General features: G+C 75.8%; 11 protein-coding genes and 1 pseudogene. 3 read left to right on the top strand and 9 right to left on the bottom strand.

The window, feature by feature from the left end; all coding sequences use genetic code 11:
* Nucleotides 1-7: 7 nt before the first annotated feature.
* Together steA and recN are read right to left on the bottom strand one after the other, a co-directional pair.
* Complete coding sequence (steA, locus tag ACFYPD_RS33050; protein WP_151463419.1) at nt 8-1,186, bottom strand: putative cytokinetic ring protein SteA; 1,179 nt, start codon at nt 1,184-1,186, stop codon at nt 8-10.
* Nucleotides 1,187-1,304: 118 nt separating this feature from the next.
* Nucleotides 1,305-3,062 (bottom strand): DNA repair protein RecN, encoded by a 1,758-nt coding sequence (gene recN / locus ACFYPD_RS33045; RefSeq protein ID WP_387122387.1) that lies wholly within the window; start codon nt 3,060-3,062, stop codon nt 1,305-1,307.
* Between the two features lie 79 nt (nt 3,063-3,141).
* Between recN and ACFYPD_RS33040 the strand changes: the two genes are divergently transcribed.
* Nucleotides 3,142-4,125: a helix-turn-helix domain-containing protein gene (locus ACFYPD_RS33040; RefSeq protein ID WP_387122385.1), complete on the top strand. Its 984-nt coding sequence runs from the start codon at nt 3,142-3,144 to the stop codon at nt 4,123-4,125.
* A 39-nt stretch (nt 4,126-4,164) separates the two neighbouring features.
* On the opposite strand, the gene ACFYPD_RS33035 is transcribed toward ACFYPD_RS33040, so the two are convergent.
* The 5 genes from ACFYPD_RS33035 to ACFYPD_RS33015 form a co-directional block, all read right to left on the bottom strand.
* Complete coding sequence (locus ACFYPD_RS33035) at nt 4,165-7,893, bottom strand: S8 family serine peptidase (RefSeq protein ID WP_387122382.1); 3,729 nt, start codon at nt 7,891-7,893, stop codon at nt 4,165-4,167.
* Between the two features lie 686 nt (nt 7,894-8,579).
* Nucleotides 8,580-9,464, bottom strand: a complete 885-nt coding sequence (locus tag ACFYPD_RS33030) for an NAD kinase (protein WP_151465567.1) — start codon at nt 9,462-9,464, stop codon at nt 8,580-8,582.
* Nucleotides 9,461-10,315, bottom strand: coding sequence for a TlyA family RNA methyltransferase (locus ACFYPD_RS33025; protein WP_387122379.1), 855 nt, complete (start codon nt 10,313-10,315; stop codon nt 9,461-9,463). Before ACFYPD_RS33025 ends, ACFYPD_RS33030 begins: the two co-directional genes overlap by 4 nt.
* Before the next feature lie 23 nt (nt 10,316-10,338).
* Entirely contained in the window at nt 10,339-10,584 is a 246-nt protein-coding gene (locus ACFYPD_RS33020) for a hypothetical protein (protein ID WP_387122376.1), read from the bottom strand.
* Nucleotides 10,581-11,213 carry a hypothetical protein gene (locus ACFYPD_RS33015; protein ID WP_387122373.1) on the bottom strand — a complete coding sequence of 211 codons (633 nt, stop codon included), beginning with the start codon at nt 11,211-11,213 and terminating at the stop codon, nt 10,581-10,583. Before ACFYPD_RS33015 ends, ACFYPD_RS33020 begins: the two co-directional genes overlap by 4 nt.
* A 111-nt stretch (nt 11,214-11,324) precedes the next feature.
* Between ACFYPD_RS33015 and ACFYPD_RS33010 the strand changes: the two genes are divergently transcribed.
* Nucleotides 11,325-11,660 (top strand): SCP2 sterol-binding domain-containing protein, encoded by a 336-nt coding sequence (locus ACFYPD_RS33010; protein WP_387122370.1) that lies wholly within the window; start codon nt 11,325-11,327, stop codon nt 11,658-11,660.
* Nucleotides 11,661-11,669: 9 nt separating this feature from the next.
* Here ACFYPD_RS33010 and ACFYPD_RS33005 read toward each other — a convergent pair whose 3' ends face one another.
* Nucleotides 11,670-12,665, bottom strand: coding sequence for an HAD-IIA family hydrolase (locus ACFYPD_RS33005; protein ID WP_387122435.1), 996 nt, complete (start codon nt 12,663-12,665; stop codon nt 11,670-11,672).
* A gap of 508 nt (nt 12,666-13,173) precedes the next feature.
* Nucleotides 13,174-13,819 (bottom strand): annotated as a pseudogene (locus ACFYPD_RS33000) (hypothetical protein); the annotation flags it as partial.
* Here ACFYPD_RS33000 and ACFYPD_RS32995 point away from each other — a divergent pair.
* The gene (locus ACFYPD_RS32995; RefSeq protein ID WP_387122367.1) at nt 13,766-15,529 is read left to right on the top strand and encodes a hypothetical protein; all 1,764 of its coding nucleotides are present in this window, start codon (nt 13,766-13,768) and stop codon (nt 15,527-15,529) included. The pseudogene ACFYPD_RS33000 and the gene ACFYPD_RS32995 overlap by 54 nt on opposite strands.
* Nucleotides 15,530-15,666: the final 137 nt, after the last annotated feature.

The raw sequence follows: 15,666 nt of genomic DNA, 5'->3' as shown, positions 1-15,666 counted from the left end.
GGGGGAGCTAGAAGATCTGGCCGAGCTGGAACACGAAATTGTCCCACCACTCCGACACCACGCCCAAATACGCCTTCCCGACTGTGGAGACCGCCACCGCGGAGGCCATCGCGGCCACCGCCGAGAGGATGAGCAGCAGCAGCGAGGAACCGGAGATGCTCTGCCGGTAGAGCCGGCTGACGCCCTTGGCGTCGACCAGCTTGCCGCCCACCTTCAGGCGGGTCAGGAAGGTCGAGGCCATGCCGCCCCGGCCCTTGTCGAGGAACTCCACCAGGGTGGCGTGGGTGCCGACGGCCACCAGCAGCGAGGCGCCCTTCTCGTCGGCCAGCAGCATGGCCAGGTCCTCGCTGGTGGCCGCGGCCGGAAACGTGATCGCCGGCACGCCGAGGCCCTCGACCCGGGCCAGACCCGGCGCCCGGCCGTCGGGGTAGGCGTGCACGATCACCTCGGCGCCGCAGCGCAGCACGTCGTCGGTGACCGAGTCCATGTCGCCGATGATCATGTCAGGGGTGTAGCCGGCCTCGACCAGCGCGTCGGCACCGCCGTCCACGCCGATCAACACCGGCTTGAACTCCCGGATGTAGGGGCGCAGCACGTCCAGGTCGGCCTTGTAGTCGTAGCCGCGGACCACGATCAGGCAGTGCCGGCCCTGGACCTGGGTCTGGATCTCCGGCACGCCGACGCCGTCGAGCAGCAGGTCGCGTTCCTGCTTGAGGTAGTCCATGGTGTTGGCGGCGAACGCCTCCAACTGCACCGACAGCCCCTCCCGGGCGTCGGCCATCGACTTGGCCACGGTCTCGGCGTCCTGGAGGGCGCCGTGCGCGACCGGCTCCTCGCCGACGAAGACCGTGTTGCCCTCGATGCGCACCAGGTCGCCCTCGCGGATCTGCTCGAAGACGCTCTCGCCGAGGTCGTCCAGGAGCGGGATGCCGGCCGAGATCAGCACCTCGGGGCCGAGGTTCGGGTAGCGCCCGGAGACCGACGGCTTGGCGTTGAGCACGGCGGCGACACCGACGGCCACCAGCGAGTCGGCCGCCACCCGGTCCAGGTCGACGTGGTCGATGACCGCGATGTCGCCGGGCCGGAGCCGGCCGACCAGCCGTTTCGTCCGGCGGTCGAGGCGCGCGGTACCGAGGACTGAGCCCGGTTCCGCGTTCCGGGTCCGGCGCAACGTGGGTAGACGCATCGTGACCATCCTGGCATGTGAGGCAGGTTTTGCTGTCGCGACATGCCTGAGCAGGGCCGCCTACCCAGGGAAGCACACCGGAGCGCACGCCGGTGTGCTTGCGCTCACAATCTCGGGATCACGGGCGCCTTTCCTTGGCCGCCACGGCCAGGAGTTCCTCCGCATGCGCGATACCCAGGTCCGAGTCCGGCAAACCGGCCAGCATCCGGGCCAGCTCGCGGGCCCGCTCAGTGTCCTCCACCACCCGCACGCCGCTGGTGGTGACCGCTCCCCCGGTGTCCTTCGCCACCACCAGGTGCCGGTCGGCGAACGCCGCGACCTGCGGCAGGTGGGTGACCACGAGCACCTGGTGGCTGCGGGCCAGCCGGGCCAGCCGGCGGCCGATCTCCACCGCGGCCTGCCCGCCGACGCCGGCGTCGACCTCGTCGAAGACCAGGGTGGGCGGACCGCCCGAGCCGGCGAAGACCACCTCGATGGCGAGCATCACCCGGGACAGCTCGCCACCGGAGGCGCCCCGCTGCAACGGCAGCGCCGGCGCGCCCGGGTGGGCGTGCAGCCGCAACTCCACCTCGTCGGCGCCGTCGGGCCCGACGCCGGCCTCCACCCCGTTGACCGGCAGGCTCGGCTCGGCCCGCCCGGCCGGCCGGGGCAGCACGGCCACCTCGATCCGGGCGTGCGGCATGGCCAGCCCGGCCAGCTCGACGGTGACCTGCTCGGCGAAGCGCACCGCGGCCTCCTGCCGGGAGGTGGAGACCCGGCCGGCCAGGTCGGCCACCTCGCCGGCGAGCCGGGCCGCCTCCCGGTCCAGCTCGTCCAGCAGATCGTCGGAGGTGTCCAGGTCGGACAGCCGGGTGCGGGCCCGCTCGGCCCAGGCGATCACGCCGTCGACGTCGTCGGCGTACTTCCGGGTGAGGCCCCGCAGCGCGGCCCGGCGCTCGTAGACGGTCTGCAGGCGGGCCGGGTCCGCGTCGAGCGCGGCCAGGTAGGTCGACAGCTCGGCGGAGACGTCGGTGACCAGGGTGGCCGCCTCCTCCAGCCGGGCGGCCAGCTCGCCCAGGGCGGGGTCGGTGCCGGCCTGCGCCTCCAGGGTGCGCCGGGCGGTGCCGAGCAGCGCGGTGGCGTCGGGGGTGTCGTCGGCCGCCTCCACGCCGCCGGCCACGCACTGCTGGGCCAGCTGGGCCGCGGTGCGCAGCCCTTCGGCGTGCTCCAGGCGCTGGGCCTCCGCCTTCAACTCGTCGTCCTCGCCCGGCTGCGGGTCGACCCGGGTGATCTCGTCGAGCCCGAGGCGGAGCAGATCGGCCTCCTGGTTGCGCTCGCGGGCGTTGCGCCGCCGGTCGGCCAGGTCGTCCACGACCGCCCGCCACCGGGTGTGCGCCTCGCGCAGCGCGTCGAGCAGCTTCTCGTGCTCCGGGCCGGCGAACCGGTCGAGCGCGGCCCGCTGCTCGGCAGGGCGCAGCAGGCGGAGCTGGTCGGACTGGCCGTGCACGGCCACCACCTGCTCGCCGACCTCGCCCAGCATCGACACCGGCATGCCGCGGCCGCCCAGGTGCGCGCGGGACCGGCCCTCGACGGTGACCGTGCGGCTCAGCAGCAGCGAGCCGTCCTCGTCGGGCTCGCCGCCTGCGTCGGTGATCCGGGCGTGCACCGTCTCGGCCACCCGGCCGTCCAGGCGCAGCCGGCCCTCCACCACGGCGCGGCCCGGTTGGGCCCGGACCCGGCCGGCGTCGGCCCGGCCGCCGAAGAGCAGGCCGAGGCCGGTCACCACCATGGTCTTGCCCGCACCGGTCTCGCCGGTGATGACGTTCATCCCGCCGGTCAGCGGCAGCGTGGTGTCCTCGATGACGCCCAGTCCGGTGATGCGCAGCTCTTCCAGCACAGCACCCGACAGTAGACGCGTCCTCCGACACTTGACCAGCCGGCGCGGGGCCGGTGGCGGGGTCGTACAGTTCTGCCCCGTGCTGGACGTGATCGGCCTGACCCCGGACGAGGAGCGGCTCTACCGCTGCCTCGTGCAGCTCACGGCCGCGCGGGTCGGCGAGCTGGCCGAGCGGCTGGGCCGCCCGCGCGCGGACATCCTGGCCCAGCTCGAAGCCCTGCGCGGCAAGGGACTGGTGTTGCCGGCCGGGCCGGAGCCCGACGCGCCGCTGCGGCCGCTGGCACCGGACGTCCCGCTCGGCGAGGCGCTGCTGCGCCGCCAGGAGGCGCTGGAGTCGGCCCGCGCGGCGGTCACCCAGCTCGCCGAGGAGTACCGGGCCGGGATGCGCCGGCACGACGCCGGGCACCTGGTCGAGGTGGTCACCGGCGGCCGGGCGCTCCGCGAGCGCCTGCGCGACCTGCAGAACGGCGCCCGGGTCGAGGTGCTCTGGTTCTGCCGGGCGAATCCGCTGGCCATGGCGGGCCAGGAGAACGTCGAGGAGTTCGACGCGCTGGCCCGCGGGGTCCGCTACCGGGCCATCTACGAACGCGAGATGCTCCTCGAACCCGGCGCGCTGGCGGACGTCGAGCAGGGCGTACGCGGCGGTGAGCAGGCCCGCGTCCTCGACCGGCTGCCCGTCCGGCTGGCAATCGTGGACGGTCGGACGGCGGTCTGCCCGTTGGTGCCGGAGCGGGGCAGCGGCGAACCGACCGCCGCGGTGATCGGCCGCAGCCAACTGCTGGACGCGCTGCTCGCTCTCTTCGAGAGCCACTGGCTGATGGCGACGCCGTTGCGCCCGGCCGCCCCACCGGTCGCGCGGGACGCGGAGGGCTACCGGCCGGACCCCGACGAGGCCCGGCTGCTGTCGCTCTTCGTGGCCGGCGTGCCGGACAAGTCGATCGCCTCGCAGCTCGGCGTGAGCCGGCGTACGGTGCAGCGTCGGCTGGCCGACCTCATGGCGCTCGCCGGCGTGGACACCCGGCCGGGGCTGGCCTTCCAGGTCGCCCGGCGGGGCTGGATCTGAGCCGGGCGGGGCGGCACCGGGCCGCCCCGCCCGCCCCGCTCAGCGCAGCCCGTACGCGTCCAGCACGGTCTGCTCGACGGTGTTCCCGGCGCGGTCCCGGGCGCTCGTGCGCAGCGACACCGTGCCGTGCCCGGCCGGCACCGCGGCGCTGAATCGGGTGCCCGACCCGTGCACCGGCACCGTTCGCCAGCTCCGCCCGCCGTCGAACGACACCTCGACCCGGACCTGGCCGCCGGTCGGCGCCGGCAGCCCCGCCGGCTGACGCAGCGTCAGCTCCAGCCGGTGCGGCCGGCCGGCCACCTCGCCGCGCAGGTCGGCCGGCACCCGGTAGTCGACCTGGAGCAGCGGCAGGGGCCGGGCGGCGTCCCCGGCCGGGCGGGCCGAGGTGAACTCCCAGGCCGTCTCGGTACGGATGGACCGCCGCCACTCGTCCGAGGAGCGCTGGGTGGTGACGTCCAGCCGGTAGCGGGCCGGACCAGGGGTGGTCGGCACGGGCGCCCAGCCGCTGGAGAGGTCGGCGATCTGCTGCCCGTCCCGGCTCAGCCGGCGCTCGACGGTGTCCTGCTCCTCGCCGAACCCGGCCGGGCTGTAGTGGCCGTCCGCGTCGACGAACTCGACCACCCGCAGGTTCAGGGTGTCGCCGGTACGCGTGGGCACCGGCGCTCCGCTGCTCGCCGGCACGGCCGGCCGGACCACCGGGGCGTGCCAGGTCTCGGTGACCCGGTCGTCGGCGGCGTACCGCCGGGGCTGCTCGGTGAGTCCGCCGAGCAGCGGCCCCCAGGACCAGGTGAGTTGGTGCAGCACCCGCTGCTGCCACCAGGAGTCCCCGGCGCTGACGAACTCCTGCCGGGTGGTGCCGGTACGCACCATCCGCTGGTCGTCGTTCCAGGAGTACTCCTGCCACGGGCGCCAGCCGAACCGCTGCTCACTGGCCCAGTCGGACCCGCCGGTGTCGGCGTAGCGGGCGGTCACCTCGGCGGTGTTGTCCGCCGTCACCCGGTGCACGATCCGCTCCGGGACCCGCCCCTTCGACACCTGCCACACGTCGTAGAGGTAGGGGCTGTCCACGGTCAGCGTCACGTCCAGGGTCGCGCGGCCGCTCTTCGCCGCCGCGATCATCGGCTGTCCGTCGTCGTACGCGACCACGAGCGACGGGATCGGCAGGCGATCCCCGTCCGGGCGCCAGACCGTCCACGCGCTCCGGTCCGCCGGGCGGACGATGAGCACCATGGCGGCGCCAGCCGCCGTGGCGTCGGCGATCTGGTCCTCCTCGGCGCGGTCGTAGCTGCCGGCCACCAGCGCGGCGGCACCTCGGACCCCGGCCCGGGCCAGCTCGGGGGCGGTGCCGTCGCCCGCCCAGACCAGCGGGAGCTTCCGCCGGCCCGCCGGAGCCGGCGACTGGCCCAGCAGGTTGATGTCCAGCGGACCGGAGACGTTACTGACCTGGGCGTCCACCATGGGCGCGACCAGCTGCCAGCGGGAGGCGAACTCGAACTCGCCCCGGCTCACCGGCCGCGTCGGGGTGACGTTGACCTGCTGGGTCGTGCTGAAGTTCATGACGCCGTGGTCGATCTGCCGCCCGTTGCCGAAGACCCGGTGCTCATAGAAGCTGATCACCGCCCGCTGCTCGGTCGGCTTCGGCGTCTCGATCCGCACCGGGGTGCCCTTGCGGGGGTCGAGGACCACCGTCAGGTCCCGGTCGACCATGAGCTCGGGGTCAGTAACCAGGGTGATCTGCTCGTCCAGCGGGGCACCGTGCTCGATCAGGCCCTCCAGCAGGTACGGACCCTCCTCGACCTGCACCTGCCATCCGGTGGGGGGAAGCCAGAGCAGCTGGTCCGACTCGCGGTGCTCACCGAAGAGGGTGACCACCGGCGAGAGGCCGGGCTGCCCGGCCATGTCCAGGGCGCGCAGGGTGACGGTGTGGATCGGCCCGCTGAGGGTGAGCCCGACGGCGGTCCGCGCCGCGACGCCGTCCGCGCCGGTGGCCACCAGCCACCCGCCGTGCACTCCCCGGTCCAGCTTCGCCGGGTCGGCGTGCAGCGGGACGGCCACGCTGCCGCCGGCCGGCACGGTTACCTCAGTGGCGTCGAGCGACACCCCGTCGGTCTCCGTCGCACCGGTGTCCAGGTTGCGCACCTCCAAGGCCAGGTGCAGGGTCTGCGGGGAGGACATGTCGTTCGTGTACGTCACGGTCCGCTCCGCCACCGCACCGCCGGTGTTCACCCGGCCGAAGTCGGCGGTGGCCGAGCCGTACACCCGCTGGCTCAATGCGCGGGCCACGTCCACCCGGCCGCCGCCCTGCTCGAAGACGGTCAGCGCGGGGTTGGCCCGCGTCGTGCTGACCAACGCGTCCTTGAGCTTCCCGGCGGTCCAGTCCGGGTGCTCCTGGGCGAGGATCGCGGCGGCGCCGGCCACGTGCGGGGTGGCCATCGACGTCCCGGACGCCCGGGTGTACGCGTCGTCCACCGGCGTACCCATGGTCGTGCCGGACGCGCGCGCGGCGACGATGCCGACACCCGGCGCGGTGATCTCCGGCTTGAGGCCGTTGTCGCCCACCCGCGGGCCGCGGCTGGAGAAGTCGGCCAGGTTGTCGTCGCGGTCCACCGCACCGACGGTGAGCGCCCCGCTGGCCGCGCCGGGCGTCCCGACGGTGCCCGCCGCGCCCTCGTTGCCGGCGGCGATGACGAAGAGCGTGCCGGTCTCGGCGGTGAGGTCGTTGACCGACTGGCTCATCGGGTCGGTGCCGTCGGTGGCCGGGCCGCCGAGGCTCATGCTGACCACCTTCGCGCCGGAGTGGGCGGCCCACTCCATGCCCGCGATGATCCCCGAGTCGTAGCCGCTGCCACCGTCGTCGAGCACCTTGCCGATCAGCAGCCGCGCGCCGGGCGCGACGCCCTTGCGCAGCCCGTCCGAGGCGGCGCCGCTGCCCGCGATGGTGGCCGCCACGTGGGTGCCGTGGCCGTGCCCGTCGCGGGCGCTGCCGCCGCCGGTGAAGTCCTGCGCCTCGGCGATCCGTCCGGCCAGGTCAGGGTGGGTGGCGTCGACGCCGGTGTCGAGCACCGCGACCCGCACGCCAGTGCCGTCCCGGCCGGCCGCCCAGGCCGCCGGGGCGCCGATCTGCGGCACGCTGTGCTCGAGCGCCGGGTGCACCCGTCCGTCGAGCCAGACCCGGGCGATGCCGCCGCCGAGCCGGGGCGTGGCGCCGGCGGTCCGGGCCGCCGGCGCGCCGCGCAGCGTGGTCCACAGGCCGCCGAGGTCGGCCTTGCCGACCCGCAGCGCGGCCCCGTTGATGCTCTCCAGCGGGCGGGCCGCGGTGGCGCCGGCCAGCGGCCGGACGCGTCCGGCGGCCGGTTCCTGGTAACGCACGATCAGCGGCAGCGCGCTCTGCGCGGCGTCGCCGTAGCCCTCGGCGGCCAGTTCCTCCACGTCGAACAGGTCCGGGTCGAGCACCCCGGCGGAGAGGTACGGGACGACGTCGCTGGGCAACACGCGCAGCCCGCCGTCGACCTGCACGGTCTGGAAGATGATCCGGTCGCGGCCGGGGCCGGGGTGGACCGTGGCGGCGACCCGGCCGGGCGCGGCCCGGACGAGTTCGACCTGGTCGCCGGTGATCAGGGTGATGCGGGCGGGTGCGGCGCCCGGGGCGGGCGTGGCCGGGCTCGGGCCGGTGGGCCGTGCGGCCGGATCGGCGGACGCCGGTGCGGCGAGTCCGACCACCAGCGCCCCGACCGCGCCGGCGGCGAGCCAGCGTGGGGACCGGTGCATGCGATGCGCTCCTCTGCTCGGGGGCCGGCCTCGGGGGGGTGAGGCCGGCCCACCGGAGTCTGCGACGGAGATCATCTGTCGGTCACTAGGTACGCCGCGCCGCACCGGCGACATGTCGCCAGGTGGACACGAGGTTGCCGCGACGGGACGAGCGGATGGTTACCCCGTCTGTGCCCGCGGTGGCTCGATCGCCGAGGGGCGATGGCCGGGGTGCCGGAACGAGTGCGTCGCCGCCCGGTTCGTGAGCCGCCGTTTCCTCCGACGGCGGCTCGCCGATCCGGCCGACCCGACCGGGGTCGAAACCCGGCCGGGCGCGGCTCGCCGTCCGCCCGCCGCGGCCGGCCGCGACTCCTCCGACACCCCGACCGTCGTGGACCCGACCACCCCCTGGCCAGGGCCACGACCGTCGGGCTGCGCGGTCCGGGCGAACACGGCCTCACCGCCCCGCCCGGACTCCACCTCGACGCAGCCCGGACGCCCCGATCGCCGTCCCGTGCAACGGCGTCACCGGCCCCGACGGGCGCCCGCCGCGGGGGCGGAACAGTCCGCCCCGGCCCGGTCCCGGCAACGTGAGCCGGGACCCGGCGCGGCGTGCCGTCGTCGGGGGAGGCTCCTACCGTAACCCGCCCGCGGCCGGTGCCGGGTACGCCGAACCGGCCGACGTCGGGTCTTTACTGAGTCGCTGGTCAGCGACGGCTGCCGCGCCAGCCCTGTACGGGCAGGCCGAACTTGGCCACCAGCCGGTCGGTGAACGGCCGCGCCCGGAGCCGGACGATGCGCACCGGCAGCGCGCCCCGGCGCACGGTGACCCGGGCGCCCGGGGGCAGGTCGTAGACCCGCCGGCCGTCGCAGCAGAGCACCGCGAGGGTGGTGAACGGGTCCACGGTGATCGCGAAGGTGGACGTCGGCGCGGTGACGAGGGGGCGGCTGAACAGCGCGTGCGCGCTGATCGGCACCAGCAGCAGCGCCTCCACCTCGGGCCAGACCACCGGCCCGCCACCGGAGAACGCGTACGCCGTGGAGCCCGTGGGGGTCGCGCAGACCACGCCGTCGCAGCCGTAGCGGGACAGCGGCCGGCCGTCCACGTCGACGAGCAGCTCCAGCATCTGGGCCCGCTCGCCCTTCTCCACGCTGATCTCGTTCAGCGCCCACGACTCGATGGTCGGGCCGCCCTCGAACTCGGCGGTGACGTCGAGGGTGAGCCGTTCGTCCACGGTGTAGTTGCGCCCGACCACGTCGCGCACCGCGCTGTCCAGGTCGTCGATCTCCGCCTCGGCCAGGAAGCCGACCTTGCCGAGGTTGATGCCGAGCAGGGGCGCCTTGGCCGGGCGGGCCAGCTCGGCGGCGCGCAGGAACGTGCCGTCCCCGCCGAGCGCGAAGACGATCTCGGCGCCCTCGGCGGCCTCCGGGCCGGTCACCGGCACCACGCCGGGCAGGTCCAGGTCGTCGGCCTCCTCGGCGACCACCCGCACCTCGAAGCCGGCCGCGATGAGGTCGGCCGCCACCGCGCGCGCGTGCTCGGTGCTGCGCCGACGACCCGTGTGCGTCACCAGCAGAGCGGTCCGGCTCACCCGGACACCTCCTCAGTCGTGGCCTCCGGCCCGGCGGCCGGGAATCCCTGCGGGCCGGCGGACACCACCGCGCGTACCCGGTCGGGGTCCGCGGCGGGCGCGTCCCGGCGTAACCATACGAAGAACTCGACGTTGCCGCTCGGCCCGGGCAGCGGGCTGGCCGCCACGTCGGCCAGGCCCAGCCCGAGCCGCGCGGCCGCGGCGGCCACGTCGAGCACGGCCTCGGCGCGCAGCTCCGGGTCGCGGACCACCCCGCCCGCGCCGACCCGTTCCTTGCCGACCTCGAACTGCGGCTTGACCATCAGCGCCAGGTCGCCGTCGGGCCGCGTGCAACCGGCCAGCGCGGGCAGCACCAGCCGCAGCGAGATGAACGACAGGTCGGCCACCGTCAGGTCGACCGGGCCGCCGATCGCCTCCGGCGCGAGGGTACGCACGTTCGTGCGCTCATGAACGTGCACCCGCTCGTCGGTCCGCAGCGACCAGGCGAGCTGCCCGTAGCCCACGTCGACCGCCACCACCTCGGCGGCGCCGGCGCGCAGCAGCACGTCGGTGAAGCCGCCCGTGGAGGCGCCTGCGTCCAGGCAGCGCCGGCCGGCCACGGTCAGCCCGCCGGGCGTGAACGCGGCGAGCGCGCCGGCCAGCTTGTGACCGCCCCGGGAGACGTACTCCGCGGCAGGGTCGTCGCCGGTGACCAGCAGCGGATCAGCCGGGTCGACCATCGCGGCGGCCTTGCGGGCCGGCACCCCGCGCAGCTGGACGCGACCGGCCTCCACCAGCGCGGCCGCCTGCTCACGGGAGCGGGCCAGGCCGCGGCGGACGAGTTCGGCATCCAGCCGGGTACGACGTGCCATCGGTGGGTGTTCTCCGCCTCTCCTCAGGCCTGGTCGATGCTGGCCAGGGTCTCGCGCAGCGTCTCGTACGCCGCCTCGTACTGGGCGATCTGGTCCGCCGGCGAAAGCGCCTCGGCGTTGATCATGGCGTGCACCGCGGCGTCCACCGCCGGGTGCCGCGCCTCGCCGACCTCCTCGGCCGGCGCCGGCCGTACCCCCGGTGGTGGGCCGGGCCGGGGACCGGCCGGCGGCGGCCCGGGGCGCGGGCCCGGACGGAAGGGCGCGGTCACGAGTCGGCACCGCCGGTCGGCTTGCGGCCGGCGGCCTTCTTCGCCCGGCGCACCGCGGCGGCCGGCGACTCCTCGGCCGGGGTCTTCGCGACGGTGGCCGCCGGCTTCTTCGCGATCGCCTTCTTCGCCACGGCCTTCTTCGCGACCGCCTTGGTCTTCGCGGGCACGGGAGGCGCCGAGACGGGCGCCTCGGCGGCCGGCGTGGTCGGGGTCGGCTGCTCGGCGGTCGACTCCCCAGAGGGTGTCACCTCGCCGGCCCCCGCCGTCTCCGCGGCCGGGCCGGGACCGGCCGGCGCGCGCCGGGCGCCGGTCTCCGGCGCGCCGGTGGTCTTCGCCTCGCGCAGCTGCCGCTCCAGGTCGTGCACCCGGCGGGTCAGCTCGGCCACCTCGTCGGCGGCGGCCAGCCCGACCGCGCCCAGCGCGCGGTCCACCTCGAAGCGGACCAGCTTGGTCAGCGCCTCCCGGTTCGCCATCCCGGTGGAGACCAGCTCCTCGGCGAGCGACTGGAGCTGGGCGGCGGTCGCGCCGCCCTGGCCGACCACGCGTTTCACGGCGTCCTGGGCCTTCTTCCGGGGCGCCTCCGTCAGGCCCATGGCCAGCTCGAGGTAGGCGCGCCACGCGTCCTGCATGCCTGAGTCCTTCCGCGGGGCGGGGTGTGCAGGTGTCACGCTACCGGGCGCCCCGGACGCCCCATTGCGGTACGGTGCCGGGAACGGCGTGGCGTGTGATGAGGAGACGATGTGGCCAGCGTGGACGAGTGCCGGCAGGCGTTGCAGGACCTGGCCGCCCGGCTCGACCGGCACGCCGACGTGCAGGGGCGGATCGACCTCGACCGCACCCTTGCCTGCCGGGTCACCGACCTGGACACCGCGTTCCACGGGCGCCTGGAGGGCGGCCGGCTGGTCGACCTCACCGACGGCGACGACCCGAAGGCGAAGATCGCGCTGAGCACCACCAGCGACGACCTGGTCGCCCTGGTGCACGGTCGGCTCGACATGATGAAGGCCGTGGGCTCCCGGCGGGTGTCGATCAAGGCGAACCCGTTCGACCTGATGAAGCTCCGCAAGCTGCTCTGACCGGGCCGGTCAGTCCGCCAGGCCGAGCGCCGTCAGGGCCTCCTCCGCCGCCGCGGACGCTGGCCGCACCCGTGGGCCGGCCGCCGTCGACCAGGCCGCCGCGCAGAGCGCCGCGAGGGCGTCCAGCGGGCGTCCCGCGCCGTCGAGGGTGAGACCCCCGTCGGCGACCGTCGCCGACCAGCCGCCGGCGTCCGCCGTGCCCGGCACCCGCACCACGGCCGCCGGGTCGAAGAGCCCCGCCAGGTCGAAGGAGACGTACGCGGGCCGGCGCGACTCGGGCGCCGCCAGCAGCTCGGCCACGTCACTGACCCCGGTGAGCACCAGCAGGCTGTCCAGGCCGGCCCGGCGGGCGCCCTCGATGTCGGTGTCCAGCCGGTCGCCGACCACCAGCGTCCGACCCCCACCCGCCCGGCGGGCGGCGGTGGCGAACAGCGCCGGCTCCGGCTTGCCCACCACCACGTCGGGGTCCCGCTCGAGCGCGGTGCGCAGCACCGCCACCAGCGAGCCGTTGCCCGGCAGCGGGCCGCGCGGGCTGGGCAGGGTGCGGTCGGTGTTGGTGGCGTACCACGGCGCGCCCGCCCGGACCGCCAGCGACGCCTCGGCCAGGTCGGACCAGCCGACCTGCGGGCCGTACCCCTGGGCCACCGCGGCGGGCTCCTCGTCCACGGTCGAAACCGGGCGCAGGCCCACGGCGCGCAGCTCCGCGCGCAGCGCCTCCGCCCCGACCACCAGCACCGGCGCGCCGGCGGGCAGCCGGTCGCGCAGCAGCTCGGCGGTGGCGGCCGCGGAGGTGAGCACCTCCTCCGGCCCGGCCGGCACACCCATGCCGGTGAGCAGGTCGGCCACCTCGCTGGAGCGGCGCGAGGCGTTGTTCGTCGCGTACGCGACCGCCCGGCCCTCGGCGTGCAGCGCGGCGACCGCCTCGACCGCGCCGGGGATCGGCCGGTCGATCAGGTAGATCACCCCGTCCAGGTCGAAGACGACCAGGGTGTACCCGTCGACCAGCCGGCCGCCCGTTCCGGCCCGGTCGCGTTCGCCGCGATCCGGACCGGAACCCGCGTCCCCGGCGCTCCCGGTCACCGGCGCTCCGACTCCGGCGCCTCGTCGCCCGGCGCGTTTCCGCCCGGGGTGTCCGGGCCGGCCGCGTCCACGGCGGCGGCGCGGGTGTCGGCGGCGAGCGAGCGCGCATCCGCGTCGGTCAGCTCGTCGTCGCCGAGGTCCGCCGCGTCCCGGTCCCGGTACCCGGCACCCTCGCCGGCCGGTACCGCGTCAGCGGCGTCCGCGGCCACGCCGTCCGCCGTGTCGGCGTCGGCGCGCAGCCGGGCGTCGCCGTCGAGGTCGTCGTCCTCGTCCTCGTCGTCCTCGTCCTGGTCGGCGTCGCCGTCGAGGTCGTCGTCCTCGTCGTCGTCCTCGAGGTCGTCTTCGTCGTCCTCGTCGTCTTCGTCGTCGAGGTCGTCTTCGTCGTCGTCGAGGTCGTCGTCGTCGTCGTCGGAGTCGTCGTTCGAGTCGCCGGTGAGGTCGGCGTCGGGACGGGCCGGCACGGCACCCGGAGTGCCCGGGCCGGCCGCCAACTCCTCGTCCTCCTCGTCGTCGCCCTCGATGACGACGCCATCCAGCTCCAGCAGTCGCTCGGCGGCGTCGGTCTCGCCCTCGGCGTCCACGTCAGCGGCCCGGGAGAACCACTCCCGCGCCTCCTCGCGCCGGCCCACCGCGAGCAGCGCGTCCGCGTACGCGTACCGCAGCCGGGGCGCCCACGACTCGGTCGAGTCGGCGGTCAGCTCGGGGACCTGGAGCATGGCCACCGCCGCGTCCTTCTGCCCGAGGTCGCCCCGGGCCCCGCCGGCCACGATCAGCAGCTCGATGGCGACCGCCTGGTCGAGCTTCTCCCGGTCCGCCCCGCGGAACAGGTCGATGGCCCGCTCGGGGCGACCCAGCGCCCGCTCGCAGTCGGCCAGCACCGCCAGGTGGCTCTGCAGCCCGCTCATCCGGTGGTAGGTGCGCAGCTCGGCGATGGCCGTCTGCCACTCCCCCGCGTGGTACGCGGCCAGCCCGACCGCCTCCCGCACCGCGGCGATCCGCGAGGCGAGCCGGCGGGCGGCCATGGCGTGCGCCAGCGCCTCGGTGGGGTCGTCGTCGATCAGCAGCCCGGTCGCGACCAGGTGCCGGGCGACGGTCTCCGCCACCGGCTTGGCGAGGGAGAGCAGCTCCGCGCGAACGGTCGAGTCGAGGTCGCTGGCGACCACGTCGTCCGGCAGCGCCGGCGCCTCACCCGTACGCCCCTCGGCGCGCTCGTCCTGCCGCTCCCGGTACGCGCCGTCCTGGCGACGGTCGTCCCGGCCGTAGCCCGGGCGCTCGCCGTCCCGCTCGGTACGCTCCCGGCCGCCGCGGTAGCCACCCTCGCGGTCGTCGCGACGGAAGCCGCCGGGCCGCTCGTCGCGTCGGAAGCCCTCGCGGCGCTCACCGCCGAAGCCGCCCTCGCGGCGCTCGCCACCACGGAAACCGCCCTCGCGGCGCTCACCGACACGGGACCCGCCCGCGCGGTCGTCGCGGCGGAAGCCACCCTCGCGACGGTCGCCGCCGGCGAAACCCTCGCGGCGCTCGCCGCCGCGGAAGCCGCCCTCGCGGCGCTCGCCGCCACGGAAGCCGCCCTCGCGGCGCTCGCCACCGCGGAAACCGCCCTCGCGGTCGCCGCCACGGAAGCCACCCTCACGACGCTCGCCGCCGCGGAAGCCCTCGCGGCGCTCGCCGCCGAAGCCACCCTCGCGGCGCTCACCGCCACGGAAGCCACCCTCACGGCGCTCACCGCCACCTTCGCGGCGTTCACCGCCACGGGCGCCAGCCTCACGGTCGCCGCCACGGAAGCCGCCCTCGCGACGCTCGCCGCCACGGAAGCCACCCTCGCGGTCGCCGCCACGGAAACCACCCTCACGACGCTCGCCACCGCGGAAGCCCTCACGGCGCTCGCCAGCCACGCCGCCCTCACGACGGTCGCCGCCAAAGCCACCTTCGCGGCGCTCGCCGCCGCGGAAACCGCCCTCACGGCGTTCGCCGCCACGGAAACCGCCCTCGCGGTCGCCGCCACGGAAGCCGCCCTCACGACGCTCGCCGCCGCGGAAGCCCTCACGACGCTCGCCGCCGACGCCGCCCTCACGGCGGAACCCGCCCTCACGACGGTCGCCGCCAAAACCACCTTCGCGGCGCTCGCCGCCACGGAAACCGCCCTCGCGGTCGCCGCCACGGAAGCCGCCCTCGCGGCGCTCGCCACCGCGGAAGCCCTCACGGCGCTCGCCGCCCACGCCACCTTCGCGGCGCTCACCGCCGCGGAAGCCACCCTCGCGGCGCTCACCGCCACGGAAGCCACCCTCACGGCGCTCACCGCCACGGAAACCGCCCTCGCGGTCGCCGCCACGGAAGCCACCCTCACGGCGCTCGCCGCCACGGAAGCCACCCTCACGGCGCTCACCGCCACGGAAGCCACCCTCACGACGCTCGCCACCGCGGAAGCCCTCACGGCGCTCGCCGCCCACGCCACCTTCGCGGCGCTCACCGCCACGGAAGCCACCCTCACGGTCGCCACCGCGGAAGCCGCCCTCGCGACGCTCGCCGCCGGCGCTGCCTTCCCGGCGCTCACCGGCACGGAAACCGCCCTCACGGCGGTCGCCTCCACGGGAGCCGCTGTCACGGTCGTCGCGGCGGTAGCCACCCTCGCGGCGGTCGCCGCCGCGGAAGCCGCCCCGCGGGCCGCCCGAGCGGTCGTCGCGGTCGCCCCGGTACGAGGGACGGTCGTCGCGGCGGGCGTCGCCGCGCCCCTGCCCACGCTCGGCGCGGTCCTCGTTGCGACGGGGGCGATCCTCGCCCTGCGGTCCTGAACTCACGGGTACATCCTTCCTCATTGCGTCCGCCAAGGACGCTAACGCAGTCGAGGGCCGACCCTGCTGGGGCGGCCCTCGACTGGAAGATTGTCCGGCGGTGTCCTACTCTCCCACACCCTCCCGAGTGCAGTACC

It is taken from the genome of Micromonospora sp. NPDC005299, assembly GCF_042872345.1.
Lineage (GTDB): Bacteria > Actinomycetota > Actinomycetes > Mycobacteriales > Micromonosporaceae > Micromonospora.
This window is presented reverse-complemented; position numbering and strand designations above follow the sequence as displayed.

Coding starts and splice junctions, on each gene's coding strand:
- ACFYPD_RS33015 (WP_387122373.1), bottom strand. CDS start 11,213: ATGCAGGACGCGTGGCGCGCCTACCTCGAGCTGGCCATGGGCCTGACG.
- ACFYPD_RS33025 (WP_387122379.1), bottom strand. CDS start 10,315: ATGGCACGTCGTACCCGGCTGGATGCCGAACTCGTCCGCCGCGGCCTG.
- steA (WP_151463419.1), bottom strand. CDS start 1,186: ATGCGTCTACCCACGTTGCGCCGGACCCGGAACGCGGAACCGGGCTCA.
- ACFYPD_RS33035 (WP_387122382.1), bottom strand. CDS start 7,893: ATGCACCGGTCCCCACGCTGGCTCGCCGCCGGCGCGGTCGGGGCGCTG.